Below are 23852 nucleotides of genomic sequence, written 5' to 3'. Positions count from 1 at the left end.
GCTCATCCGAGCAGCAGGCCGCGTATCTGCTGGCAGACGTAGGCGACCTCGTCGCGGCTCAGGCAGACGCCGCTGGGCAGGTTGATCGCCTGCTGGCCGACGAACATCGCGTTAGGCTGCGGCTCTTGCTGCCGCGGCCAGATCGGATACTGGCTGATGGCCGGAAAGACCGGGCGGGTGTCGACGTTGCGGGCCTTCAACTCCTGCATCAATTGATCGCGGCCGAGGCGGGCCTCGGGTTCCAGCAGGATGCTGCTCATCCAGTAGATGCTGCGCGCGCCTTCCACTTCGCGGTTCAGGCGGATGTGCGGCACGCCTTCCAGGCCCTCCCGGTACCAGTCGAAGATGCGACGCTTCATTTCTATCAGTTCGTCGACGCGCTCCAGCTGGCCGAGGCCCAGCGCCGCCTGGATGTTGGACATCTTGAATTTGACGCCGTCCTCGTCGATCCAGAAGGTGCGCGACGGATTGCGGCCCTGATCCCAGATCTTGTACGCCTTCTTGTACAGGTCGTCGTCGTCGGTCACCAGCATGCCGCCCTCGCCGGTGACCATCAGCTTGGCGCCCTGGAAGCTGAAGGCGGCGAAGTCGCCGAAGCTGCCGCAGCGCTTGCCCTGCCATTCGGCGCCTATCGCCGGCGCGGCATCCTCCACCACTCTCAGATTGTATTTGCGCGCCACATCCAGGATCTTGTTCATCCGCGCCGGGTGGCCGTACATGTGGACGGCGACGATGGCCTTGGTCTTGCTTGTGATCAGCGACTCGACCGAACGGGCGTCGATGTTCCAGGTGTCGAGCTCGATGTCGGCGAACACCGGAATGGCGCCGGTGTAACGGACGGCGTTGGCGGTGGCGACCCAGGTCTGGTCCGGCACGATCACTTCGTCGCCGGGACCGATGTCCAGCGCCATCAGCGCGATCTGCAGCGCGCCGGTGCAACTGGAGGTGGCCAGCACATGGCGGACGCCGACGTATTCGGCGAAGCTTTTCTCGAAGCGGTTCAGGTATTTCGACCAATTGCCGTTCCAGCCGTTGAGCGCGGCGTCGAAGGAGTAGGCGGCCTCGCGCGCCGAGATCGAAGGGCCGGCCGTCAGGATCATGCTGTCGCCGACGGCTTGCGTCGGCGCCTTGTAGACCATGCGGACGAAATGCTTGCTCGGCGTCTCCGATGGCAGGGCCTCGCGGTAGCTGACGCTGTCGCCGTCGCGCACCGCCACCAGCGGCGTGTCGGACTCGGCCGAGAAGTGGTTTTTCCGATAGAAGGCGATAGCGTGCGGATTATCGTCGATGACGCGCAGGAAGAAGCCGTTCACGTTGATCGTGGTCCGGGCCCACTCGATCAGCGTGGCCAGCGCGCGGGAGAACAGTCCCGGCTCGACGCCGGCGACGCCGCGCACCATATTGTCGATTTCGAACAGCATGTCGGAGTTGCGGCAGCGGTTGAAACCGATATGGCCGACCGTTTCGCCTGCGGCGGTGACCACCAGGAACAGCATGCGGTCATCGATGTCCAGCAGCTGCTTTTCCATCCAGTCCCGCGTGCTTTCCCCGGTGGCGGTGAACTGGGTCGGATAGACCGCCGCATTGCGGTTGCGCCATTCGGTCAGTTTGGCGATCAGCGCCGCGTCCTGCAGGTGCATGCGGCAGACCGGCAGCAGATAGCCGCCGCCGGCGATGGGCACGGCGCGCAGATAGGCCTGCTGGATGTCGCCGGCCTGTTTCAGGAAAGAAAAGTTGGCGGCAACCGCCGCGTTGTAGACGGATAGTCTGGTCTTTTCCATTGCCTGCTCCTTAGAAGTTCACGCCTATGATGGTTTCGAGCTTTTCCGCCGCGTAGTCCAGCATGTCCCGGCTCAGGCCCGGATGCACGCCTATCCAGAAGGTGTGGCTCATGATCAGGTCGGTGTTGGCGAGTTCGCCGTGGACGCGGTAGTTCTGACCCTGCATATACGGTTGGCGGGTCAGGTTGCCGGCGAATAGCAATCGGGTGCCCACCTTGTGTTCGTCCAGATAGCGCAGCACGTCGACCCGCGCTATGCCGCTGTCCGGGCGGATGGTGATCGGGAAGCCGAACCACGACGGCGACGAGCGCTCGGTGGCGCGGGGCAGGATCAGGAACTCCTCGCAGCTGGCCAGGCGCTCGCTCAGATAGGCGAAATTGGCGCGCCGCGCGTCGATGAACCGTTCCAGCTTGCCTAGCTGCGCCAGCGCACAGGCGGCCTGCATATCGGTGATCTTCAGGTTGTAGCCGAGGTGGCTGTAGGTGTATTTGTGATCGTAGCCGAGCGGCAGGCTGCCCAGCTGCCAGCCGAAGCGCTTGCCGCAGGTATTGTCGCAGCCGGGCGCGCAGTAGCAGTCGCGGCCCCAGTCGCGGAACGATTCGACGATTTTCTTCAGCTGCTCGCTATTGGTGAAGACCGCGCCGCCTTCACCCATCGTGATGTGGTGCGCCGGGTAGAAGCTCAAGGTGCCGATGTCGCCGAAGCTGCCGACCAGGCGACCGTCGTAGGTCGAGCCCAGCGCGTCGCAGCAGTCCTCGATCAGCCACAGGCCGTGGCGGTCGCAGATGTCCCGCACCGCGGCCAGGTTGTACGGATTGCCCAGCGTGTGGGCCAGCATGATGGCCTTGGTCCTGGGCGTGATAGCCGACTCGATCAGCTCCGCCTTGACGTTGTAGGTGGGGATGTCGACGTCGATCAGCACCGGCACCGCGCCGAACTGGAGTATCGGATTGACGGTGGTCGGAAAGCCGGCGGCGACGCCTATCACCTCGTCGCCCTTGCGGATCGCGCGCTCGCCCAGCTGCGGCGAGGTCAGCGCCGAAAACGCCAGCAGGTTGGCCGACGAGCCGGAGTTGGTGGTCAGCAGGTGCTTGACGCCCAGGAACTCCGCCAACTGCCGTTCGAAGCGGGTGTTGAAACGGCCGGTGGTCAGCCAGCCGTCCAGAGAGGCCTCCACCATATGCTGCAGTTCGGCGCCGTCTATGACCTTGCCCGACGGCGGAATCACCGTCTGGCCGGGAACGAAGGGGCGGGGGGCCAGCGCGATGTCGGCGTATTCGGCCACCAGTTCGGCAATCTGCCGGCGCAGCTGTTGCGCTTTTTCTTCCATATCGCATCCAATCTGTACAAGCGGGCGCCGATGCCGGCGCGTTCTCATCGTGAGTGTGGTCAATCAATCCGTTGCCGCGGCGAGCTGGAAGTCGTTTATCTGCTCGAGGCAGACCGCGCGCATGTCGTCGCCGGCACGATGGCGGCGGTGCCAGTCGCAGATCCGCCGCAGCGCGTCCGGCAGCGTCCAGCGCGGCCGCCAGCCCAGGGCCTGCCTCGCCTTGGAACAGTCCAGCTTCAGGTAATGGGCCTCGTGGACGGCGCCGTCGTCTCGCTGCACCCGGTAGTCGCTGCCCTCTCCCCAGATCCGCGTCAGCTCGGCGGCGATCCATTCCACGGTGCGGGCATCGTCTTCGCGCGGACCGAAATTCCAGGCCGAGGCGAATTCGGGGCCATGCCGGTACAGCTTCTCCGCCAGCAGCAGATAACCGGCCAGCGGCTCCAGCACATGCTGCCATGGCCGGATTGCCGCCGGATTGCGGATAGCCAGCGTCTGGCCGGCCGAGATCGCGCGGATGAAGTCGGGGATCAGCCTGTCCTGGGCCCAGTCGCCGCCGCCGATGACATTGCCGGCGCGGGCGGTGGCGACGGCGACGCGGTGGGCGTCGAAACGCTCTGGATGGAAGAAGGAGTTGCGGTAGGCCGCAGCGACCAATTCGGCGCAGCCCTTGCTGCTGCTGTAGGGGTCATAGCCGCCCATCGCCTCGTTCTCGCGGTAGCCCCATGGCCATTCGCGGTTTTCATAGCATTTGTCGCTGGTGACGCAGACGACGGCGCGCACCGTCGGCGTCGAGCGCACCGCCTCCAGCAGATAGACGGTGCCCATCACATTCGCGGCGTAGGTGTCTACCGGATGGGCGTAGGACGGGCGGACCAGCGCCTGCGCCGCCAGATGGAGCACGATGTCCGGGCGGGCATCGATCATGGCCTCGCGCAGGCGCTCGGGATCGCGGATGTCGGCGATGATGGATGCCTGCATCGCGTCGCGGATACCGGCGGCCTCGTACAGGCTGAGGCCCGGGGCGGTTTCGCGCGCGTAGCCGGTGACCTCGGCGCCGAGGGCGTGCAGCCACAAGGCCAGCCAGCCGCCCTTGAAGCCGGTGTGTCCGGTCAGGAAAACCCGCTTGCCGCGCCAGAAGTCGGGATTCATTCCCAGACCTTCCATGGGGCGCGGCCGCTCTTCCACAACTCCTCCAGATGCAGCTTGTCGCGCAGCGTGTCCATCGCGTGCCAGAAACCGTCATGGGCGAAGGCTGCCAGCTGGCCCTGCGCCGCCAGCGTTTCCAGCGGCTCCTTTTCCCAGACGCAGCCGTCATCCGGGATCAGGTCTATCACCGAAGGCGACAACACGAAGAAGCCGCCGTTGATCATGCCGCCGTCGCCCTTGGGTTTTTCCTGGAAAGTGGAGACCATGTGGCCCTGGATGTCGAGCACGCCGAAGCGGGCCGGCGGGTAGACCGCCGTCAGCGTGGCGCGGGCGCCGTGGGTCTTGTGGAAGTCGATCAACTGGCCGATGTGGATGTCGGCGACGCCGTCTCCGTAGGTGAAGCAGAAGGCGTCCTCGTCCTGCAGATACTTGCGCACCCGCTTCAGGCGGCCGCCGGTCATCGTCAGTTCGCCGGTATCGACCAGCGTCACGTGCCACGGCTCGGCGTAGCGCTGATGCACTTCCATCCGGTTGTTCGACATGTCTATGGTGACGTCGGACATGTGCAGGAAGTAATTGGCGAAGTATTCCTTGATCACATAGCCCTTGTAACCGCAGCAGATCACGAAGTCGTTGATCCCGTAATGGGAGTAGATCTTCATGATGTGCCACAGTATCGGCTTGCCGCCGATTTCCACCATCGGTTTCGGCCGGGCTATCGTTTCCTCGCTGATTCGGGTGCCGAGGCCACCGGTAAGAATAACGGCTTTCATTTCGATACTTCCTCCTTGGAAGGAATTCCGGAAATGGGCGCGCACGCCCGCTCAAGGATGCGGCGGCTGCGTATCGTTGCTATGTAAAGACGCGTGTGAGCTTATGACCGGCCGCGTGTGCGGTCGCCTGCCCATGGTTGCGGGCGGAGGACTGGGCGGGATGCCTGTCGTTGGGGAGGAGATTGCCGGCAGATGGCGCTCGGGCAAAAAGGAGACGTCGCGGCGCGGGAAGCGCTGCTCTCGCGGAATGTGGCTAGACTGATCGACATGGCTTGCAAATCCCCCTGTGCAATTGGCAATGCAGGTTCTGGATCGTTCGGCTGTCTTCCGACGGCTTGTCGGGACGAGCTTGTTTTATTTGCAGCGTAAACCGTATGTCAGACAGATGCTTTTTCAGGGATAGATGCGGAGTTTCTCTTTCCCTGATTCATTATTGTTTTGTTCGTTTTGGGATGCGGCCGTTTTTACCGGCTCCAATCGGATTTATAGCACTCTCCGCATGATTTGACTGGCAAATCCTCGGGTGCGGAACGTCGCCGGCACATCTTGTTGTCATTTCGTCTGCCGGAGCCGGCGATTGTCGCTTATTTTCTCCGGGCCGGGGGGATGTTCTCCCCTGGCCAAACGTCCGGGGGGCCGGACTTGCATCGACATCGAAATACCGCTCTGGCCGTGCGACGCCCTCGCCGGGGGCCCCGGCATGGGGGAAGCGCCGCAGCTTGTCATGGCGGCGCCGGACAAGGCCGGTGTATCGGGGAACAGGGTAAATCGACTATGAAATCGAATGCAAGAGGCGGCCGGCGCGCGCTTGTTTTGGCTGAGTGGCCTTACCGGCTTATAATGCGGCGGCGCATGCGGGAGATTGGGCATGCGCGGTATCGGGTTGAATGTTTGTAGCATGGGTTTGCTGCGGTAATGGGCTTGCGCGTTGGCAGCATGGCCGCTGGGCGGGAGCTTTTTGTTTGCAACATGGTCATATCGGTTTCTTGGACGCAGGTATGGATCCCGGTGGAGGTATGGGCGGTCTTGGTGTGGCTGGGGGCGACCCACCGCGCCGCCGGCACCGGACTTTCTCAATCTGAACTGTCGGCGAAAACTTATGCTACAAATTCTGATAATTTCGACTTTTCTATCGTTATTCGTTGCGATGTTCCTGATCCACTTCAGCCATCTGCACGAACGTTTCACTTCCGACCATGATCTCGGCGGGGTTCAGAAATTCCACGCGCTGCCTGTGCCTAGGGTCGGCGGCGTGCCGCTGGCGGCGGGCTTGCTGGGCGGTTGCTGCGTGCTGGCCTGGCTGCTGCGCGATCTGGACATCCTGCTGTTGCTGGCCGTCGCGCTGCCGGCCTTCTGCGCCGGCCTGCTGGAGGACATGACCAAGAAGATCGGTCCGTTGCCGCGGTTGCTGGCCACCTTCGTCTCGGCGGGTCTGGCCTATTTCGCCTTGGGCGCCGGGCTGACGCGGCTCGACATTCCGTTCCTGGACCCGTTGCTGAGCCATTTCGCCGTGCTGTCCTTTCTGCTGACGGTGGTGGCGGTCGGCGGCGTCGCGCACGCGGTCAACATCATCGACGGCTATAACGGCCTGTCCGGCGTGGTGGCCATTTTCATCTTCCTGGCGATGGCCTATGTCGCGTTCAAGGTACAGGACCCGCTGTTGTTGGGCGTCTGTTTCGCGATGATAGGCGCGATAGCCGGTTTTCTGTTCTGGAATTTCCCGCGGGGCCTGATCTTCGCCGGCGACGGCGGCGCCTATCTGGTGGGCTTCATGATCGCCGAGGTGGCGGTGTTGCTGGTGGCGCGCCATCCGCAGGTGTCGCCGTGGTTCCCGATGCTGTGCGTGATCTACCCGGTGTTCGAGACGCTGTATTCGATCTACCGCAAGAAGTTTCTGCGCGGCATGTCGCCCGGCATGCCGGACGGCCTGCACCTGCACATGCTGGTGTACAAGCGGCTGGTGCGCTGGATGGTCGGCTCCAAGGACGCGATGCACCTGACCTTGCGCAACAGCCTGACCTCGCCCTATCTGTGGGCGTTGTCCAGCATCTCGGTGGTGCCGGCGATGCTGTTCTGGCAGAGCACCCCGGTGCTGGCCGCCTTCTGCCTGCTGTTCGTGATGGCTTATATGGCGGTTTACCGGATGATCATCCGTTTCCGCACGCCGCGCTGGCTGGTGCTGCGGCGTTCCTCGACGGCCCGCTGAGGCCGCCGTTTCCGGAGGGGCGGCCGCCCCTCTTGAAAACCCCCCGTGTCGTCCCTATTATTAGCACTCGCGATGGTCGAGTGCTAATCCGCTTGGCCGCTACCCAGATAGATTTTGGTTTTCAACTCTCAAACAGCCACTGCATTAGGAGAGATCAATGGCAATCCGTCCCCTGCACGACCGTGTTGTTATCAAGCGCCTCGAGGCTGAAGAAAAGACCGCTTCCGGTATCGTTCTGCCGGGCGCCGCGGCCGAGAAGCCGGACATGGGCGAGGTCCTGGCCGTTGGTAACGGCAAGATCCTGGAAAACGGCGAGCGCCGTCCGCTGGAACTGAAAGCCGGCGACAAAGTGATTTTTGGCAAGTACTCCGGCCAGACCGTCAAGGTCGACGGCAATGAAGTCCTCGTGATGCGCGAGGAAGACGTCATGGGCATCGTTGAGTAATCCGACCCCTGAACCGATCACTTAAAGACAGAATTCTGGAGAGTTAAGCATGGCAGCTAAAGACGTTAAGTTCGGTGAATCCGCCCGTACCAAGATGGTGGCCGGCGTCAACATCCTGGCCGACGCGGTCAAGGTGACCCTGGGCCCGAAAGGCCGCAACGTGGTGCTGGACCGCTCCTTCGGCGCGCCGACCATCACCAAGGACGGCGTGTCCGTCGCCAAGGAAGTCGAACTGAAGGACAAGTTCGAGAACATGGGCGCGCAAATGGTGAAGGAAGTGGCTTCCAAGACTTCCGACGTGGCCGGCGACGGCACCACCACCGCCACCGTTCTGGCCCAGGCCATCGTGCAGGAAGGCATGAAGTTCGTCGCCGCCGGCATGAACCCGATGGACCTGAAGCGCGGCATCGACAAGGCCGTGGTGTCGCTGGTCGGCGAGATCGCCAAGATCGCCAAGCCGTGCGCGACCTCCAAGGAAATCGCCCAGGTCGGCTCCATCTCCGCCAACTCCGATAGCGATATCGGCGAAATCATCGCCAACGCGATGGAAAAAGTGGGCAAGGAAGGCGTGATCACCGTTGAAGACGGCAAGAGCCTGAACAACGAGCTGGACGTCGTGGAAGGCATGCAGTTCGACCGCGGCTACCTGTCCCCGTACTTCATCAACAACCAGGACAAGCAGATCGCCGCTCTGGACAATCCGTTCATCCTGCTGTTCGACAAGAAGATCTCCAACATCCGCGATCTGCTGCCGGTGCTGGAGCAGGTGGCCAAGTCCGGCCGTCCGCTGCTGATCATCGCCGAAGACGTCGAAGGCGAAGCGCTGGCTACGCTGGTGGTGAACACCATCCGCGGCATCCTGAAGGTTGTCGCCGTCAAGGCTCCGGGCTTCGGCGACCGCCGCAAGGCCATGCTGAACGACATCGCCGTGCTGACCGGCGGCGAAGTGATCGCCGAAGAAGTCGGCCTGACGCTGGAAAAGGCTACGCTGGACCAGCTGGGCCAAGCCAAGCGTGTTGAAGTGGGCAAGGAAAACACCACCATCATCGACGGCGCCGGTCAAGCCGCCACCATCCAGGCACGCGTCGGCGAGATCCGCAAGCAGATCGAAGAAGCCACTTCCGACTACGACCGCGAGAAGCTGCAAGAGCGCGTGGCCAAGCTGGCCGGCGGCGTTGCCGTGATCAAGGTCGGCGCCGCCACCGAAGTGGAAATGAAAGAGAAGAAGGCCCGCGTCGAAGACGCGCTGCATGCGACCCGCGCCGCGGTTGAAGAAGGCGTGGTGCCTGGCGGTGGCGTAGCCCTGCTGCGCGCCCGCGCCACGCTGGAAAGCCTGAAGACCGACAACGTCGACCAGGAAGCCGGCGTCAAGATCGTGCTGCGCGCGATCGAGGCTCCGCTGCGCCAGATCGTCAAGAACGCCGGCGACGAGCCGTCGGTTGTCGTGAACAAGGTGCTGGAAGGCAAGGGCAACTTCGGCTACAACGCCGCCAGCGGCGAATACGGCGACATGCTGGAAATGGGCGTGCTGGATCCGGCCAAGGTGACCCGCTCCGCGCTGCAACACGCCGCTTCCGTGGCCGGCCTGATGCTGACCACCGACTGCATGATCGCCGAGCTGCCGGAAGACAAGCCGGCCGCAGGCATGCCGGACATGGGCGGCATGGGCGGCATGGGCGGCATGATGTAAATCGAGCCGTACAGGCGGGCATGTTCGCATGCCCGTCGACGCAAACAGCCCCGCGGCGCAAGCCTGCGGGGCTGTTTGTTTGCGGCGCGGCGTTTCAGCGCGGCAGCGAGGCGAACGGCGCGCCGGCCTGGTCCTTGGCCGACAGCGTCGGCGCGCCGCTCAGCGGCCAGGCGATCGCCAGCTCGGCATCGTCCCAGGCTATGCTGCGTTCCAGCTCCGGATGCCAGTAGTCCGTCGTCTTGTACAGGAATTCCACGTCGTCGCTCAGCGTCAGGAAGCCGTGGGCGAAACCCGCGGGAATCCACAGCTGGCGCTTGTTGGCCGCGCTCAATTCCACGCCCACCCACTTGCCGAAGGTCTCGGAGCCGGGCCGGATGTCGACGGCGACGTCGAATACCGCGCCGGCGACGACGCGCACCAGCTTGCCCTGCGGATGCGGATCCAGCTGATAGTGCAGGCCGCGCAGCACGCCGTTGCCGGAGCGACTGTGATTGTCCTGCACGAAGGCGACGGTCTCGCCGATCGCCTGCTCGAACTGCCGATGATTGAAACTTTCGAAGAAAAAGCCGCGCTCATCGCCGAATACCTTGGGTTCGATGATCTTGACTGCGGGGATGTCGGTATCGATTACGTTCATGTGTTCCGTCCGGAGTTCTCAGTTCGCCAGCATGGCCATCAGATAGCGGCCGTAACCGGTCTTCTGCAGCGGCTGGGCCAGGCGAGCGACCTGCTCGGCGCCTATCCAGCCCTGGCGGAAGGCGATCTCTTCCGGGCAGGCGACTTTCTGCCCCTGGCGATTTTCTATCGTGGCGATGAACTGGCCGGCCTCCAGCAGCGACTCGTGGGTGCCGGTGTCCAGCCAGGCGTAGCCGCGGCCCATGGTCTGCACCGTCAGCCGCCCCTGCTGCAGATAGCGGTTGTTGACGTCGGTGATCTCCAGCTCGCCGCGCGGGGACGGACGGATGCTCTTGGCGATTTCGACGACTTGATTGTCGTAGAAGTACAGGCCGGTCACCGCATAACTGGATTTCGGCCGAGCCGGTTTTTCCTCGATGGACAGCGCCTTGCCCCGCTGGTCGAACTCGACGACGCCGTAGCGCTCCGGATCGCTGACGCGGTAGGCGAACACCGTCGCGCCGTCGTCCTGGGCGTTGGCGGTCTGCAGCAGCGTCGAGAACTCATGGCCGTAGAAGATGTTGTCGCCGAGCACCAGCGCCGACGGGCTGCCGTCGAGGAAGGACTCGCCTATCAGGAAGGCCTGGGCCAGTCCGTCCGGGCTCGCCTGCACCGCGTATTGCAGATTGATCCCCCACTGGCTGCCGTCGCCGAGCAGTTGCTGGAAGCGGGGCGTGTCCTGCGGAGTGGAGATGATCAGGATGTCCTGCAGGCCCGCCAGCATCAGCGTGCTCAGCGGATAGTAGATCATCGGCTTGTCGTAGATCGGCAGCAGCTGCTTGCTGACCGCGATGGTGGCCGGATAGAGCCGGGTTCCGGAACCGCCCGCGAGAATGATGCCTTTGCGTCTCATGATGGTTTTCCTTTTATCGGCGCGTGGCGTGGTTGTTTTCGGCCGGCAGCAGCTGGGCCAGGACCTGGTCGACGCCGGCCTGCCAGGCGGGCTGCTCGATGCCAAAGGTTTGTCGCAGCTTGTCGCAGCACAGCCGGGAATTGGCCGGGCGCTTGGCCGGCAGCGGATATTCGCTGCTCGGGATGCCTTCGATGCGCTCCGGGTCCAGCGCCAGCGGTAGTCCCAGGGCTGCCGCGCGCTTCAGCAGATAGGCGGCGTAGCCATGCCAGCTGGTTTCGCCGCCGGGGGCGAGGTGGTAGGTGCCGTAGGCGAAGCCGGCCGGCGAGGCCAGGTATCGCCGTATCAGCTCCGCGGTCACGTCGGCGATCCAGGCGGCCGAGGCCGGCGCGCCTATCTGGTCGTCGACCACCTTGAGCGCTGTCCTTTCCTGTCCCAGTTTCAGCATGGTTTTCAGGAAATTGCCGCCATGGGCGCCGAATACCCAGCTGGTGCGCAGGATCAGGTGGGATGGTGTCTCGCGGCGCACCGCCTCCTCGCCGTCCCGCTTGCTGCGGCCATAGGCCGATTGCGGAGCCGTCGCGTCGTCCTCGCGCCACGGCCGTTGTCCGCCGCCGTCGAAGACGTAGTCGGTCGAGTAGTGCACCAGCAGCGCCCGATGCCCGGCCGCCCAGCGGGCCAGGACACCGGGCGCGGCGGCATTGACGGCCATGGCGGCGGCCTCGTCGCCTTCCGCCCGGTCCACCGCGGTGTAGGCGGCCGGATTGACGATGATGTCGGGCCGGAATCGTTCCAGCGCCTCTTCGATCACGGCCGGGGACTGGCCGAGATCGAGTTGCCGTCGGTCGGTGGCGATCAGTTCGCCGAGCGGCGCCAGGCTGCGCACCAATTCGTGGCCGACCTGGCCGTTGCTGCCGGTGATGAGGATGCGGGGCATGGCGTTCAACCGTATTGTTTGTTCAGCCAGTCGCGGTAGCTGCCGCTGCTGACATGTTCTATCCATTCCGGGTTGGCCAGATACCATTCGACGGTCTTGGCTATGCCGCTGTCGAAGGTCTCCTCCGGCCGCCAGCCGAGCTCGCGCTCCAGCTTGCCGGCGTCGATCGCGTAGCGGCGGTCGTGGCCGGGCCGGTCGGCGACGAACTGAATCTGTTCCCGGTAGCCGAGCCCGTCGGCGCGGGGCCGGGTCCGGTCCAGGATGGCGCAAATGGCGTGCACCACTTCCAGATTGGTCTTCTCGTTCCAGCCGCCGACATTGTAGGTCTCGCCGGGCACGCCGGCTTCCAGCACGCGGCGGATCGCGCCGCAGTGATCCTTGACGTACAGCCAGTCGCGCACCTGGCGGCCGTCGCCGTAGATCGGCAGCGGCTTGCCGGCCAGCGCGTTCAGTATCACCAGCGGAATCAGCTTTTCCGGGAAGTGGTAGGGGCCGTAGTTGTTGCTGCAATTGGTGGTCAGCACCGGTAGGCCGTAGGTATGGTGCCAGGCCCGGACCAGATGGTCCGAAGCCGCCTTGGACGCCGAATAGGGGCTGTTCGGCTCGTAGCGGTGGGTCTCGGCGAACGGCGCGTCGCCGGCTTGCAGCGTGCCGTAGACCTCGTCGGTGGAGACATGGAGGAAGCGGAAGGCCGCGCGCTCCTCGCCGTCCAGGCCGCTCCAGTATTCGCGCACGCACTCCAGCAGGTTGAAGGTGCCGACGATATTGGTCTGGATGAAGTCGGCCGGCCCGTGGATGGAGCGGTCGACGTGGCTCTCCGCCGCGAAATTGACGACGGCCCTGGGCCGGTGCTGGCGCAGCAGCGCGGCGACGCCGTCCCGGTCGCCGATGTCGCCTCGGACGAAGACGTGCTGCGGGTGCCGGGCCACCGTCTGCAGCGTTTCAAGATTGCCCGCGTAGGTCAGCGCATCCAGGTTGACAAGCTTTTCATCGTGACGCGCCAGCCAGTCCAGGACGAAATTGCCGCCGATGAAGCCGGCGCCGCCGGTGACGAGAATGGTCATTGAAGCTTCCTGTATGATTCGGGTGAGGCTCGGCGGGCTGGCGTCTCTAAGCCGGTTTTGAGGCCGGGCGGATCGCGCCGCGGAGCCGATGTATTCGATCGCATGTGCGGACGCGCGCGCCGTCCGCGGGGAGATGCATCCGGATACGGCGCGCTCCGCGCCGAAGCGGCGGTTGATTCCGTGTCCGGTGTGATTCGGCGTGGCTGGCAAAACCTCCGTTCCGCTTCGCGTCGCAGCAGGACCCGAAAGGTTTTGTCGGCGGCTATTTAGAGTCGCTAACAAAACCGCATAGCGTACCTGAGCCAAGGCGCGCCGACGCAGGCAGTACAAGTAGTACGACAAGGAGGCGCAACGCAGGATCAGGGGTTTTGTTAGCGGGTCTTAAGCCGCGCCGATATAGGCGATACCTATACAGGCTTGCCGATTTTATCGGCTTTGAAAACATTCGGCAAAACTTGTGCGCCGGCGCCGACGGTACAGAATGCACGCGCCATGATGACAAAGCGGTGGCGGTAATCGATATTTAGGACATGAACTCAATGCAGCTTAAAGAATTGCTCAATATCCTGGACGTTTGCCTGGAGCCTTGGCGTTACAAGGACTATGCTCCGAATGGCTTGCAAGTCGAAGGACGAGGCGAGGTGCGCAAGATCGTGACCGGCGTGACGGCGTCCCAGGCGCTGATCGATGCCGCCGCGGCGCGCGGCGCCGACGCCATCCTGGTGCATCACGGTTATTTCTGGAAGGGGGAGGACGCGCGGATCTGCGGCATGAAGCGGCAGCGCATCCGCAGTCTGCTGCAACACGACATCAGCCTGCTGGCCTACCATCTGCCGCTGGACGGGCATCCGGAGCTGGGCAACAACGCGCAGCTGGGCAAGGTGCTCGGGCTGGAGGCGCGAGGGCAGGCCGGGGAGCAGGGGCTGTTGTGGCATGGCGACTGGAACGGAGGCGGGGACGCCGCCGCGCTGGCCGGCCATGTGTCGGCGGCGCTGGGCAGGGAAGCCCAATTACTGGGACGGACGGACAAGCCGGTGCGCAAGGTGGCGTGGTGCACCGGCGGGGCTCAGGGATTTTTCGCGGACGCCATCGCCCTCGGCGTCGATGCCTTCATAACCGGTGAGGCATCGGAACAGAATTACCACATGGCGATGGAAAGCGATATCGCATTCATTGCCGCCGGACATCATGCCACGGAACGCTTCGGCATCAGAGCCTTGGGACAGCATTTATCACAATCCAACGGCATAAGTGTCGAATTTATTGACGTTTTTAATCCGGTATAAGCATCTTGCTGGCGTCCTGATCAATTTATTTGCATAGAAGCTTCAAGTCCCTACTAGTAATCGGGTAAAATCTGGCGGTTTAGGGCTCGATTTCCACGATTGAGGATGACTGTATGAGTGAGCAACAAGTCGATACGGGGCGCCGTCGCTTTTTGACGATCGCTTCCAGCGCTGTTGGGGGTGTTGCGGTAGTTGGCGCGGCCACGCCCTTTTTCATGAGCTTTTTCCCGTCTGAGCGGGCGAAGGCGGCGGGCGCGCCGGTCGAAGTCGACATCGGCAAGATTGAATCGGGGCAGAAGATCAACGTCGAATGGCGCGGCAAGCCGGTTTGGATTCTGAACCGGACGCCGGAGCAATTGAAGAACCTGCCCAAGAATGACCCCAAGCTGGTCGATCCGGGCTCGGAAGTCGACCAGCAGCCTCCGTATTGCAAAAACGAACACCGCTCGATCAAGCCCCAGTTCCTGGTGGCGGTCGGCATCTGCACCCACCTGGGCTGTTCGCCGACATTCCGGCCCGATCTGGCGCCCGCCGATCTGGGGCCGGAATGGCTGGGCGGCTTCTATTGCCCCTGCCACGGTTCCAAGTTCGACCTCGCCGCCCGGGTGTTCAAGGGCGTGCCGGCGCCGAAGAACCTGGAAATCCCCCCGCACAAGTATCTGTCCGATACCCGCCTGATGATTGGCGACGACAAATAAGCTGAGGGCGCAATAATGAGCAAAGCACAAAAGTTGCTGAACTGGGTGGACGAGCGCTTTCCGCTGACCGCCTTGTGGGAAAGCCAATGGGGCAAATACGTCGCCCCCAAGAATTTCAACTTCTGGTACTTCTTCGGCTCGCTGGCGATGCTGGTGTTGGTGCTGCAGATCGTCACCGGCATCTTCCTGACGATGAACTACAAGCCGGACGGCACGCTGAACGCCGCCGGCGTGCCGGTGGCCTTCGCCTCGGTCGAGTACATCATGCGCGACGTCGCAGGCGGCTGGATCATCCGCTACATGCACTCCACCGGCGCGTCGATGTTCTTCGTCGTCGTCTATCTGCACATGTTCCGCGGTCTGATCTACGGCTCCTACAAGCAGCCGCGCGAGCTGGTGTGGGTGTTCGGCACGCTGATTTTCCTGTGCCTGATGGCCGAGGCCTTCATGGGCTATCTGCTACCGTGGGGCCAGATGTCGTTCTGGGGCGCCCAGGTGATCGTCAACCTGTTCGGCTCGATCCCGGTGATCGGTCCCGATCTGTCGGTGTGGATACGCGGCGACTACGTGGTGTCGGACGCGACGCTGAACCGCTTCTTCGCGCTGCACGTGATCGCTGTGCCGCTGGTGCTGCTGGCGCTGGTGGCGGCCCACCTGATGGCGCTGCATGAAGTCGGTTCCAACAATCCGGACGGCGTCGAGATCAAGAAGCAGCCGAAGGATCCGAACACCGGCCTCTACCTGGACGGCATCTACTCCCATCCGTACTACACGATCAAGGACATCCTGGGCGTCGTGGTGTTCATGGTGGTGTTCTCGGTGATCGTGTTCTTCCTGCCCGAGATGGGCGGCTACTTCCTCGAGCATCCGAACTTCGATCAGGCCGATCCGCTGAAGACGCCGCCGCACATCGCGCCGGTATGGTACTTCACCCCGTTCTACGCGATTCTGCGCGCGGTGCCGTCCTTCGCCGGCACCCAGGTCTGGGGCGTGCTGGCGATGGGCGCGGCGGTGGTGCTGATCGCCTTCCTGCCGTGGCTGGACCGTTCGCCGGTCAAGTCCATCCGCTACCGCGGACTGAAGTTCAAGGCGGCGCTGCTGCTGTTCATCGCGTCCTTCATCGGCCTGGGCATACTCGGCGCGATGCCGCCGACCTCGCTGCGCGGGGCGCTGTCGCAGTTCCTCACGCTGTTCTACTTCCTGTTCTTCATCGGCATGCCGGGCTTCACCGCGCCGCGCAAGCCGGGTCTGGCCATGTCGCTGCCGTTGCTGGTGGCGTTCGGCGCCGCCGGCGTCTACGTCGTGATGGCGAACCTGGCCGCGGTGCCGACGGTGACGGTGGTGCTGGCCGTGGTGTATCTGGCGGCCTTGCTGGGCCTGGTGCTGGTCGAGAACACCGACGGCAGCATTCCGGTGCCGGAGCGCGTGACCGAGACCAATGCCAGCCGGCAGCTCCAGTTCCTGATCATGGTGGCCGCGACCGTGTTCCTGGCCGCGTTGTTCGCCATGAACGTGTAAGCAGGGGGATAAGGAAAATGAACAACAATATCCGCAAGCTGATCGCCGCCGTCGCGCTGCTGCTGCCGTTCGCGGCGCCGGCCTTCGCCGAGGAGGGCGGTCCGAAGCTCGACAAGGCGCCGATCGACATCCAGGACACCGAAAGCCTGCAGCGCGGCGCGCAGATCTTCGTCAACTACTGCCTGTCCTGCCACTCGGCCAGCATGCTGCGCTACAACCGGCTGGAGGACATCGGCCTCAGCGACGAGCAGATCAAGGCGAACCTGCTGCCGGAGGGCGCCAAGATCGGCGACCAGATGAATATCGCGATGGACAAGAAGGACGCCAAGGCCTGGTTCGGCGCGACGCCGCCGGATCTGTCGCTGATCGCCCGGTCGCGCGGCGCCGATTATCTGTACAGCTATCTGCGCGGCTTCTACCGCGATCCGTCGCGCCCGACCGGCTGGAACAACCTGGTGTTCGACAAGGTCGGCATGCCGCACATCTTCTGGGAGTGGCAGGGCGAGCAGGTGCTGAAGACCTCGAAGGACGCCGAGGGCAACGAGGTGCACAAGCTGGAGCTGGTCAAGGCCGGCACGCTGACCAAGCTGGAGAACGGCAAGGCCAATACCGTGGAGTACGACAAGCGAATGGCCGACCTGACCAACTTCCTGGTCTTCATGGGCGAGCCGGCGGCGGTGAAGCGCCAGCAGATCGGCTACGTGGTGCTGATGTTCCTGGGCCTGCTGCTGTTCCCGCTGGTCTATCTGCTCAAGAAGGAGTACTGGCGCGACGTGCATTGACGCGTGTCGGCGTGAGTCGGAAAGGCGGAAGCGATTCCGCCTTTTTTCTTTTTGAAATCATGATGTTGTGTTGAAAGGCTGGAATGTGGCGTGCCGAAGGTGCTAGAATGCGCGCTGCACTCATTTTTTAAGTTAGTCAAGGATTTACTCCGCCATGATGACCCTCTACTCCGGAATCACCTGCCCGTTCAGTCAGCGCTGCCGCATTGTGCTCTTCGAAAAGGGAATGGATTTCGAAATCATCGATGTGGATATCCATAACAAGCCGGAAGATCTGGCTGTGATGAACCCGTACAACGAAGTGCCGGTTCTGGTGGAGCGCGACCTGATCCTGCACGAGTCCAACATCATCAACGAATACATCGACGAGCGCTTCCCGCACCCGCAGCTGATGCCGGCCGATCCGGTGATGCGTGCCCGCGCGCGCCTGTTCCTGCATCGCTTCGAGAACGAGCTGTTCATCCACGTCAAGACGCTGGAAGCCGGTGCGACCGGCAAGGAAGCGGCCAAGGCGCGCGAAGCGATCCGCGACGGCCTGACCACCATCGCTCCGATCTTCTCCAAGCAGAAATTCATGCTGGGCGACGATTTCTCGATGATAGACGTGGCCATCGCCCCGCTGATGTGGCGCCTCGAGCATTACAACATCGATCTGGGCAAGAGCGCCGCGCCTATCCTGAAGTACGCCGAGCGCATCTTCCAGCGCCAGTCCTTCATCGATTCGCTGACGCCGTCCGAAAAGGCGATGCGCAAATAAGGGTGACGCGATGAGCTCAAGCACCAAGCCCTATATGATCCGCGCGCTGCACCAGTGGTGCAGCGACAACGGCCATACCCCGTACATCGTCGTATGGGTCAACGATCGTGCCGACGTGCCGCTAGAGTACGTCAAGAACAACGAGATCGTGCTCAATATCGCCTACGGCGCCACCAAGAACCTGCAGATCGACAACGATTGGATCTCGTTCTCGGCCCGCTTCGGCGGCGTCTCCCGCGATATCTGGGTGCCGGTCGGCAACGTGATGTCGATTTTCGCGCGCGAAACCGGCGAGGGCATGGGCTTCGAGGTGGAGCCGGCGGTCGAGGCCGTCCAGGAGCGGCCGGCGCCGGAAGGCGACGGGCGGCCGGACGGAGACGATCCGGGGCCGGGCGGCCGTCCCAGCGGACGTCCCAGCCTGCGCATCGTCAAGTAGACGCCCGCCTTTGGATTCGAACCGGCCCCGTGGCCGGTTTTTTGCTGTCCGCGCGGCGCAAAAAAAACGGGGCGCGAACGCCCCGAAAGTCCCTTACACAACAAATCGTTATCGCTGTCGGCGCTATTCGACCCGTTCGCCGTGCAGCACCACGTCCAGCCCTTCTCGCTCCTCGTCCTCGGCGACGCGCAATCCCAGCGCGATGTCGACCAGCTTCAGCAGAACGAAGGTGACGATGCCGCAGTAGACGATGGTGACGCCGACGCCCAGCGCCTGGGTGGCCAGGCTGCCGTCGGCGCCGCCGATGTCCTTGACGGCGAATACGCCGGTCAGCAGCGCGCCGACGATGCCGCCGACGCCGTGCACGCCGAAGGCGTCCAGCGAGTCGTCGTAGCCCAGCATGTGCTTCAGTCCGGTGGCGCCCCAGAAACACACCACGCCGGCGGCCAGGCCGATCACCAGCGCGCCCTTGACGTCGACGAAGCCGGCGGCCGGCGTGATGGCCACCAGGCCGGCCACGGCGCCGGAGGCGATGCCCAGCACGGACGGCTTCTTCTTGGTCGCCCACTCGGCGAACATCCAGGCCAGCGCGGCCATCGCGGTGGCGACCTGGGTGGTGACCATCGCCATGCCGGCGCGGCCGTCGGCGGCGCCGGCTGAGCCGGCGTTGAAGCCGAACCAGCCTACCCACAACATCGAGGCGCCGACCAGCGTCAGAATCAGGTTGTGCGGCGGCATCGCCTCTTTGCCGAAGCCGATGCGCTTGCCCAGCACCAGCGCGGTCACCAGGCCGGCCACGCCGGCGTTGATGTGCACGACGGTGCCGCCGGCGAAGTCCAGCACGCCCTTGTCGCCCATCCAGCCGCCGGGCGCCCACACCCAGTGCGCGACCGGCACGTAGACCAGCAGCGACCACAGCGCCATGAAGACCAGCATCGCCGAGAACTTCATCCGCTCGGCGAAGGCGCCGGTGATCAGCGCCGGCGTGATGATGGCGAAGGTCATCTGGAACGTCATGAAGACCGATTCCGGGATGGTGCCGGCCAGCGGATGCACGGCCAGCTTGCCGGCGTCCTTCATGTAAACCATGCCGTCCAGCAGGAGGCGCGACAGGTCGCCGATGTACGGCGTGCCGACGGTGAAGGCCAGGCTGTAGCCGATCACGGTCCACAGCACCGTCACCAGCGCGGTGATGGCGAAGCTTTGCATCAGCGTGGCCAGCACGTTCTTCTTGCGGACCATGCCGCCGTAGAACAGGGCCAGGCCGGGTATGGTCATGAACAGCACCAGCGCGGTCGATGTCAGCATCCAGGCCGTGTCGCCGGAATTGATGACCTTGGCGGCGGCCACGGCCGGGCCGGCCGGCGCGTCGGCCAGCGCGGGCAGGGAGAGGGCGGTCAGGCCGGAGGCCATTGCGGCGAGCATCTTTTTCATTATGTTTCCCCAGTTTTCCGGTGGTCAGACGGCGTCGGCGCCGGTTTCGCCGGTGCGGATGCGGATCACCTGCTCCAGGTCGTAGACGAAGATCTTGCCGTCGCCGATCTTCCCGGTGCGGGCGGACTTCTCTATCGCTTCCACCACCTGGTCCAGCAGGGCGTCGTCGATGGCGATTTCCAGTTTCACCTTCGGCAGGAAGTCGACGACGTATTCGGCGCCGCGGTACAGCTCGGTATGGCCTTTCTGGCGGCCAAAGCCCTTGACCTCGGACACGGTGACGCCCTGGACGCCGATGGCGGACAGCGCTTCGCGGACTTCGTCAAGCTTGAACGGCTTGATGACTGCGGTGACGAGCTTCATGGTGGCTCCTTCTCGGAAGGTCGAGTGACTGACGATTGCTGCTGCGGCGGTCAATGCAGGAATCGTGCCAGGCCGCCGCGGACGTTCTCTGAATTGTGATGCAGTGCAAAAGAGACGTCTCTGGCCGTTTGGGCACTTTCCTTGTGCACCGTGCCTGCCTAGACTGCACAACTTTGGTGCAAAGTTGCGCTGCAGCATCGTCGAGTCGAATGGCCGCGGCTGGCGACGCGGCGACCATGACTATGCGTACAGGAAAACGGGAGCGCGACGGCGCTTTTTGCTACACTCGGCAACATGTCAAGACACCCGACGGGAGCCGCCACCATGTTGAGCCAGAAACTGTTTGAAGAGATCAGCGCCAAGATCAGCGAAACCATCGCCGCCAGCCCGGCCAAGGACATCGAGAAGAACGTCAAGGCGATGATGTCCTCGACCTTCGCGAAGATGGATCTGGTGACGCGCGAGGAATTCGACGTGCAGCAGGCGGTCTTGACGCGCACCCGCGAACAGCTGGCTGCGCTGGAGACGCGTCTGGCGCGTCTGGAAACCCAGCTGTTTCCGGACGAGGCAGCGGCCAGGGTGGAAGAGCAGTCCGAACTCGGCCATTCCTGAGCGGCCATGACGCTGGCGGTGGTGGCGAGCAGGGCTTTGTCCGGGCTTGACGCCCCGGAGGTGGCCGTCGAGGTCCACCTGGCCAACGGCTTGCCGGCGTTCAACATCGTCGGCCTGCCCGAGACCGAGGTCAAGGAAAGCCGCGACCGCGTGCGCGCGGCCATCCTCACCTCCGGTTTCGAATTCCCCGCCCGCAAGATCACCGTCAATCTGGCGCCGGCAGACCTGCCCAAGGATTCCGGCCGTTTCGACCTGCCGATCGCCATCGGCGTCCTGCTGGCCTCGGGCCAGGTCAAGTGCGAGGACATCGCCCGTTTCGAATTCGCCGGCGAGCTGGCGCTCAGCGGCGCCTTGCGTCCGGTGCGCGGCGCGCTGGCGATGGCTTGCCAGTGCCATGCGGCCGGCCGCGCCTTCGTGTTGCCCGAGGCCAGCGCGGCGGAGGCGGCCGTGCTGGCCTCCGCCGAAGTCTACGCCGTGCAGTCCCTGCCTCAGGCCTGCGCCTTTCTGAATGGCTTGCAGCCGCTGGAGGCATTGGCGCAGCCGGCCCCCGCCGCCGCGCCGAACTACCCGGATCTGGCCGATGTCAAAGGCCAGGCCGTCGCCCGCGGCGCGCTGGAAATCGCCGCCGCCGGCGGGCACAGCCTGCTGTTGATGGGGCCGCCGGGCACCGGCAAGTCCATGCTGGCGGCGCGTCTGCCGGGCCTGCTGCCGCCGCTGTCCGAGCCGGAGGCGCTGGAGAGCGCGGCGGTGCTGTCGCTCGGCTCGCAGGGTTTTCAGCCGGAACGCTGGCGGGTGCGGCCGTTTCGGGCGCCGCACCATACCGCGTCGGCGGTGGCGCTGGTCGGCGGCGGCGGCGAGCCGCGGCCCGGCGAGATCAGCCTGGCGCATCACGGCGTGCTGTTTCTCGACGAGTTGCCGGAATTCGACCGCAAGGTGCTGGAAGTGCTGCGCGAACCGATGGAAAGCGGTGTGATCCATATCTCGCGAGCGGCTCGACAGGCCAGTTTCCCTGCGCGCTTCCAGCTGGTGGCGGCGATGAACCCCTGCCCATGCGGCTATCACGGCCATCCATCGGGCCGCTGCCGGTGCACGCCCGAGCAAGTGGGACGATATCGCGGTAAAATCTCGGGTCCATTGCTCGACCGCATCGACCTGCAGGTGGAGGTGCCGGCGCTGAGCGCCGTGGAATTGCAGCAGGCGGCGCCCGGAGAGTCGAGCGCGGCGGTCCGCCAGCGGGTCGAGTTGGCCCGGCTCCGCCAGCACCGGAGGCAGGGCTGCCTGAACGCGGCCTTGCAGGGCGCGGCGCTGGAGCGGCATTGCCAGGGCGACGAGTCGGCGCTGGCCTTGCTGGCCGAGGTCTTGCCGCGGCTCGGCTTGTCGGCGCGCGCGTATCATCGGATACTGCGGGTTTCGCGCACCATCGCCGATCTGGAACAGGCCGAACGGATCGGCCGCGGCCATGTCCTGCAGGCGATACAGCTGCGGCGCATGATGCCTGGCGGCGCCTGACATAAGAAATTGATCAATCCAGCCCGGACGGCGCGTCGCCGTCCGGACAGACAACAGCGGTAGTGGTGAATGGCTAATCGAGATCTGAAAAACTCCCCCCGTCCGTCGCGCGGACGCGGCAACTCGTCCTCCTCGTCGCGCGGCGGCGGCGGCATGCTGGCCGGCATCATCATCGGCCTGATCGTCGGCGTCGCGGTGGCGGTGGGCCTGGCGATGTATCTCAATCGCTCGCCGGCGCCGTTCCAAGCCAAGAATGCCAATAAGCCCGAGACCTCGCAACCGCCGACCGAGTTGCTGGCGCCGGGCACCCGCATTGCCGACGCCGCGTCGGCCACCGCGCCTGCGCCGCAGCCGGCGGCCCAGGCGCAGCCGCAGGCGACGCTGGACTCCGGGGACAGCATACCGCTGCCGCCGCCGGTCCAGCCGCACGAGGCCAAGCCGGAAGCCAAGGCCAAGCCGGCCGCGCCGGCGGCCCAGGCCAAGAGCGACAAGAACGACCAGCGCTTCGATTTCTACAAGATCCTGCCGGGGCAGGTCGATGCGGTGACGTCCGACGCCAAGGGCGGACGTTCGTCGGAACCTTCGTCGTCGGCGACTGCCAAACGGGTTTATTTGCAGCTGGGCGCGTTCCAGAACCAGGACGACGCCGACAACCTGAAGGCCAAGCTGGCCTTGCTGGGCGTCGAGGCCAAGATCCAGTCGGTCAATGTGCCGGACAAGGGGATGGTGCACCGGGTGCGGGTGGGGCCGCTGAGCCGCCAGGACGAGGTGGATCGACTGCGCGCGCAATTGAAGCAGGACGGTATCAGCGCCAATGTGGTGAAGGCCGAGTAGGCCTTATTTGAACATACGGGAAAACAAGATGAAGAAATGGTTGCTGTTGATGTTGCTGGCGGTGAGCGGCATGGCGAATGCCGCCATCGAGCTGGGCAAGGACTACACGATGCTGAGCACGCCTCAGCCGGTGGCCAATCCCAAGAAGGTCGAAGTGATCGAGTTCTTTTCCTATCACTGCATCCATTGTTACGACGATGATCCGGCCTTCAATGCCTGGTCCAAGACGCTGCCTGCCGACGTGAGCTTCCGCAAGGAGCAGATCGTGTGGCAGAAGTCGATGGAAGGCTTCGCGCGCATGTTCGCGACGTTCAACGCCACCGGCACTTTCGACAAGCTGCACCGCGCCGCTTTCGACGCCCAGATCAAGCAGCGCGTGAACCTGGCCGACGCCGACCAGTTCCAGAAGTGGATCAAGCAACAGAAGGGCGTGGACAGCGCCAAGCTGCTGCAGACCTACAATTCCTTCGGCATTAACGCCCAGGTGGCGCGCGCGGCCAAGATCACCCGCGACTACCAGATCCAGGGCACGCCGACCGTGATCGTCAACGGCAAATACGTGGTGGTGACCAGCACGCCTGAGCGGATGATCCAGGTGATGAACGAGCTGATCGCCAAGGCCCGCGCCGAGAGGAAGTAAGCGCGCGAAGCGGTGGACAGGGCGGCCTTGGCCGCCCTTTTTCATGGTATTTCGAAAAAAGTTGTTGACGAAGTGATTCGATAGTC

Annotated in this window: 23 protein-coding genes; 13 read left to right on the top strand and 10 right to left on the bottom strand. The window is 64.0% G+C overall.

The annotated features are described in order from the left end of the window. Positions 1 to 2 precede the first annotated feature (2 nt). The 4 genes from WNM05_RS20360 to rfbF form a co-directional block, all read right to left on the bottom strand. A complete protein-coding gene (locus WNM05_RS20360) occupies positions 3 to 1781 on the bottom strand; it encodes a bifunctional GNAT family N-acetyltransferase/PLP-dependent aspartate aminotransferase family protein (RefSeq protein WP_434630369.1) in 1779 nt (592 codons plus the stop codon). Positions 1782 to 1791: 10 nt separating this feature from the next. Continuing rightward, a complete protein-coding gene (rfbH, locus tag WNM05_RS20355; protein WP_434630367.1) occupies positions 1792 to 3111 on the bottom strand; it encodes a lipopolysaccharide biosynthesis protein RfbH in 1320 nt (439 codons plus the stop codon). A gap of 63 nt (positions 3112 to 3174) precedes the next feature. After that, positions 3175 to 4260, bottom strand: coding sequence for a CDP-glucose 4,6-dehydratase (gene rfbG / locus WNM05_RS20350; protein WP_434630365.1), 1086 nt, complete (start codon positions 4258 to 4260; stop codon positions 3175 to 3177). Next, complete coding sequence (rfbF, locus tag WNM05_RS20345) at positions 4257 to 5030, bottom strand: glucose-1-phosphate cytidylyltransferase (protein ID WP_434630362.1); 774 nt, start codon at positions 5028 to 5030, stop codon at positions 4257 to 4259. Before rfbF ends, rfbG begins: the two co-directional genes overlap by 4 nt. 1147 nt (positions 5031 to 6177) lie before the next feature. On the opposite strand from rfbF, the gene WNM05_RS20340 reads away from it, so the two are divergent. The 3 genes from WNM05_RS20340 to groL all read left to right on the top strand — a co-directional run bounded on the left by WNM05_RS20340 (position 6178) and on the right by groL (position 9371). Continuing rightward, on the top strand, positions 6178 to 7236 hold the full coding sequence (locus tag WNM05_RS20340) for an MraY family glycosyltransferase (RefSeq protein WP_434630359.1): 1059 nt from the start codon (positions 6178 to 6180) through the stop codon (positions 7234 to 7236). A 157-nt stretch (positions 7237 to 7393) separates the two neighbouring features. Further along, a complete protein-coding gene (gene groES, locus WNM05_RS20335) occupies positions 7394 to 7681 on the top strand; it encodes a co-chaperone GroES (RefSeq protein WP_434630357.1) in 288 nt (95 codons plus the stop codon). A gap of 49 nt (positions 7682 to 7730) precedes the next feature. After that, positions 7731 to 9371, top strand: a complete 1641-nt coding sequence (gene groL / locus WNM05_RS20330; protein ID WP_434630355.1) for a chaperonin GroEL — start codon at positions 7731 to 7733, stop codon at positions 9369 to 9371. Between the two features lie 94 nt (positions 9372 to 9465). Here the strand turns inward: groL and rfbC are convergent, their stop codons facing one another. Genes rfbC through rfbB form a run of 4 tightly spaced genes read right to left on the bottom strand, consistent with a single transcriptional unit; the run spans position 9466 to position 12897 of the window. Next, a complete protein-coding gene (gene rfbC / locus WNM05_RS20325; protein ID WP_434630353.1) occupies positions 9466 to 10008 on the bottom strand; it encodes a dTDP-4-dehydrorhamnose 3,5-epimerase in 543 nt (180 codons plus the stop codon). 18 nt (positions 10009 to 10026) lie between these two features. Next, positions 10027 to 10899 carry a glucose-1-phosphate thymidylyltransferase RfbA gene (gene rfbA, locus WNM05_RS20320; RefSeq protein WP_434630351.1) on the bottom strand — a complete coding sequence of 291 codons (873 nt, stop codon included), beginning with the start codon at positions 10897 to 10899 and terminating at the stop codon, positions 10027 to 10029. Between the two features lie 13 nt (positions 10900 to 10912). Then, on the bottom strand, positions 10913 to 11833 hold the full coding sequence (rfbD, locus tag WNM05_RS20315) for a dTDP-4-dehydrorhamnose reductase (RefSeq protein WP_434630349.1): 921 nt from the start codon (positions 11831 to 11833) through the stop codon (positions 10913 to 10915). 5 nt (positions 11834 to 11838) lie between these two features. Beyond that, entirely contained in the window at positions 11839 to 12897 is a 1059-nt protein-coding gene (gene rfbB, locus WNM05_RS20310; protein ID WP_434630347.1) for a dTDP-glucose 4,6-dehydratase, read from the bottom strand. A gap of 539 nt (positions 12898 to 13436) precedes the next feature. Here rfbB and WNM05_RS20305 point away from each other — a divergent pair. The 6 genes from WNM05_RS20305 to WNM05_RS20280 all read left to right on the top strand — a co-directional run bounded on the left by WNM05_RS20305 (position 13437) and on the right by WNM05_RS20280 (position 18374). Then, entirely contained in the window at positions 13437 to 14183 is a 747-nt protein-coding gene (locus WNM05_RS20305; protein WP_434630345.1) for a Nif3-like dinuclear metal center hexameric protein, read from the top strand. A gap of 113 nt (positions 14184 to 14296) precedes the next feature. After that, positions 14297 to 14881: a ubiquinol-cytochrome c reductase iron-sulfur subunit gene (gene petA, locus WNM05_RS20300; RefSeq protein ID WP_434630343.1), complete on the top strand. Its 585-nt coding sequence runs from the start codon at positions 14297 to 14299 to the stop codon at positions 14879 to 14881. A 15-nt stretch (positions 14882 to 14896) separates the two neighbouring features. Continuing rightward, positions 14897 to 16399: a cytochrome b gene (locus WNM05_RS20295; RefSeq protein ID WP_434630341.1), complete on the top strand. Its 1503-nt coding sequence runs from the start codon at positions 14897 to 14899 to the stop codon at positions 16397 to 16399. 17 nt (positions 16400 to 16416) lie between these two features. Next, on the top strand, positions 16417 to 17181 hold the full coding sequence (locus tag WNM05_RS20290; protein WP_434630339.1) for a cytochrome c1: 765 nt from the start codon (positions 16417 to 16419) through the stop codon (positions 17179 to 17181). 154 nt (positions 17182 to 17335) lie between these two features. After that, positions 17336 to 17938, top strand: coding sequence for a glutathione S-transferase N-terminal domain-containing protein (locus WNM05_RS20285; protein WP_071108968.1), 603 nt, complete (start codon positions 17336 to 17338; stop codon positions 17936 to 17938). Between the two features lie 10 nt (positions 17939 to 17948). Next, positions 17949 to 18374: a ClpXP protease specificity-enhancing factor gene (locus tag WNM05_RS20280; RefSeq protein WP_434630337.1), complete on the top strand. Its 426-nt coding sequence runs from the start codon at positions 17949 to 17951 to the stop codon at positions 18372 to 18374. 123 nt (positions 18375 to 18497) lie between these two features. On the opposite strand, the gene WNM05_RS20275 is transcribed toward WNM05_RS20280, so the two are convergent. Together WNM05_RS20275 and glnK are read right to left on the bottom strand one after the other, a co-directional pair. Beyond that, the gene (locus WNM05_RS20275; RefSeq protein ID WP_434630335.1) at positions 18498 to 19808 is read right to left on the bottom strand and encodes an ammonium transporter; all 1311 of its coding nucleotides are present in this window, start codon (positions 19806 to 19808) and stop codon (positions 18498 to 18500) included. Positions 19809 to 19832: 24 nt separating this feature from the next. Next, complete coding sequence (glnK, locus tag WNM05_RS20270; RefSeq protein WP_021478498.1) at positions 19833 to 20171, bottom strand: P-II family nitrogen regulator; 339 nt, start codon at positions 20169 to 20171, stop codon at positions 19833 to 19835. Positions 20172 to 20495: 324 nt separating this feature from the next. Between glnK and WNM05_RS20265 the strand changes: the two genes are divergently transcribed. From WNM05_RS20265 to WNM05_RS20250, 4 genes are all read left to right on the top strand, one after another. Further along, complete coding sequence (locus WNM05_RS20265) at positions 20496 to 20783, top strand: accessory factor UbiK family protein (RefSeq protein ID WP_434630332.1); 288 nt, start codon at positions 20496 to 20498, stop codon at positions 20781 to 20783. A 6-nt stretch (positions 20784 to 20789) separates the two neighbouring features. Next, entirely contained in the window at positions 20790 to 22292 is a 1503-nt protein-coding gene (locus WNM05_RS20260) for a YifB family Mg chelatase-like AAA ATPase (protein ID WP_434630330.1), read from the top strand. 69 nt (positions 22293 to 22361) lie between these two features. After that, complete coding sequence (locus tag WNM05_RS20255; RefSeq protein ID WP_434630328.1) at positions 22362 to 23126, top strand: SPOR domain-containing protein; 765 nt, start codon at positions 22362 to 22364, stop codon at positions 23124 to 23126. Between the two features lie 28 nt (positions 23127 to 23154). Next, positions 23155 to 23766, top strand: a complete 612-nt coding sequence (locus WNM05_RS20250; RefSeq protein WP_434630326.1) for a thiol:disulfide interchange protein DsbA/DsbL — start codon at positions 23155 to 23157, stop codon at positions 23764 to 23766. Positions 23767 to 23852: the final 86 nt, after the last annotated feature.

It is taken from the genome of Chromobacterium sp. CV08 (genome assembly GCF_051129845.1).
Taxonomy (GTDB): domain Bacteria; phylum Pseudomonadota; class Gammaproteobacteria; order Burkholderiales; family Chromobacteriaceae; genus Chromobacterium.
This window is presented reverse-complemented; position numbering and strand designations above follow the sequence as displayed.

Bases quoted from the DNA above. Each gene is read 5' to 3' on its own strand.
- WNM05_RS20305 (WP_434630345.1), top strand. From the start codon at position 13,437: ATGCAGCTTAAAGAATTGCTCAATATCCTGGACGTTTGCCTGGAGCCT.
- rfbH (WP_434630367.1), bottom strand. From the start codon at position 3,111: ATGGAAGAAAAAGCGCAACAGCTGCGCCGGCAGATTGCCGAACTGGTG.
- rfbB (WP_434630347.1), bottom strand. From the start codon at position 12,897: ATGACCATTCTCGTCACCGGCGGCGCCGGCTTCATCGGCGGCAATTTC.
- rfbF (WP_434630362.1), bottom strand. From the start codon at position 5,030: ATGAAAGCCGTTATTCTTACCGGTGGCCTCGGCACCCGAATCAGCGAG.
- rfbG (WP_434630365.1), bottom strand. From the start codon at position 4,260: ATGAATCCCGACTTCTGGCGCGGCAAGCGGGTTTTCCTGACCGGACAC.
- petA (WP_434630343.1), top strand. From the start codon at position 14,297: ATGAGTGAGCAACAAGTCGATACGGGGCGCCGTCGCTTTTTGACGATC.
- WNM05_RS20275 (WP_434630335.1), bottom strand. From the start codon at position 19,808: ATGAAAAAGATGCTCGCCGCAATGGCCTCCGGCCTGACCGCCCTCTCC.
- WNM05_RS20340 (WP_434630359.1), top strand. From the start codon at position 6,178: ATGTTCCTGATCCACTTCAGCCATCTGCACGAACGTTTCACTTCCGAC.
- glnK (WP_021478498.1), bottom strand. From the start codon at position 20,171: ATGAAGCTCGTCACCGCAGTCATCAAGCCGTTCAAGCTTGACGAAGTC.
- WNM05_RS20255 (WP_434630328.1), top strand. From the start codon at position 22,362: ATGGCTAATCGAGATCTGAAAAACTCCCCCCGTCCGTCGCGCGGACGC.
- WNM05_RS20295 (WP_434630341.1), top strand. From the start codon at position 14,897: ATGAGCAAAGCACAAAAGTTGCTGAACTGGGTGGACGAGCGCTTTCCG.
- rfbA (WP_434630351.1), bottom strand. From the start codon at position 10,899: ATGAGACGCAAAGGCATCATTCTCGCGGGCGGTTCCGGAACCCGGCTC.
- WNM05_RS20250 (WP_434630326.1), top strand. From the start codon at position 23,155: ATGAAGAAATGGTTGCTGTTGATGTTGCTGGCGGTGAGCGGCATGGCG.
- groES (WP_434630357.1), top strand. From the start codon at position 7,394: ATGGCAATCCGTCCCCTGCACGACCGTGTTGTTATCAAGCGCCTCGAG.
- groL (WP_434630355.1), top strand. From the start codon at position 7,731: ATGGCAGCTAAAGACGTTAAGTTCGGTGAATCCGCCCGTACCAAGATG.
- WNM05_RS20265 (WP_434630332.1), top strand. From the start codon at position 20,496: ATGTTGAGCCAGAAACTGTTTGAAGAGATCAGCGCCAAGATCAGCGAA.
- WNM05_RS20290 (WP_434630339.1), top strand. From the start codon at position 16,417: ATGAACAACAATATCCGCAAGCTGATCGCCGCCGTCGCGCTGCTGCTG.
- rfbD (WP_434630349.1), bottom strand. From the start codon at position 11,833: ATGCCCCGCATCCTCATCACCGGCAGCAACGGCCAGGTCGGCCACGAA.
- rfbC (WP_434630353.1), bottom strand. From the start codon at position 10,008: ATGAACGTAATCGATACCGACATCCCCGCAGTCAAGATCATCGAACCC.
- WNM05_RS20360 (WP_434630369.1), bottom strand. From the start codon at position 1,781: ATGGAAAAGACCAGACTATCCGTCTACAACGCGGCGGTTGCCGCCAAC.
- WNM05_RS20285 (WP_071108968.1), top strand. From the start codon at position 17,336: ATGATGACCCTCTACTCCGGAATCACCTGCCCGTTCAGTCAGCGCTGC.
- WNM05_RS20280 (WP_434630337.1), top strand. From the start codon at position 17,949: ATGAGCTCAAGCACCAAGCCCTATATGATCCGCGCGCTGCACCAGTGG.
- WNM05_RS20260 (WP_434630330.1), top strand. From the start codon at position 20,790: ATGACGCTGGCGGTGGTGGCGAGCAGGGCTTTGTCCGGGCTTGACGCC.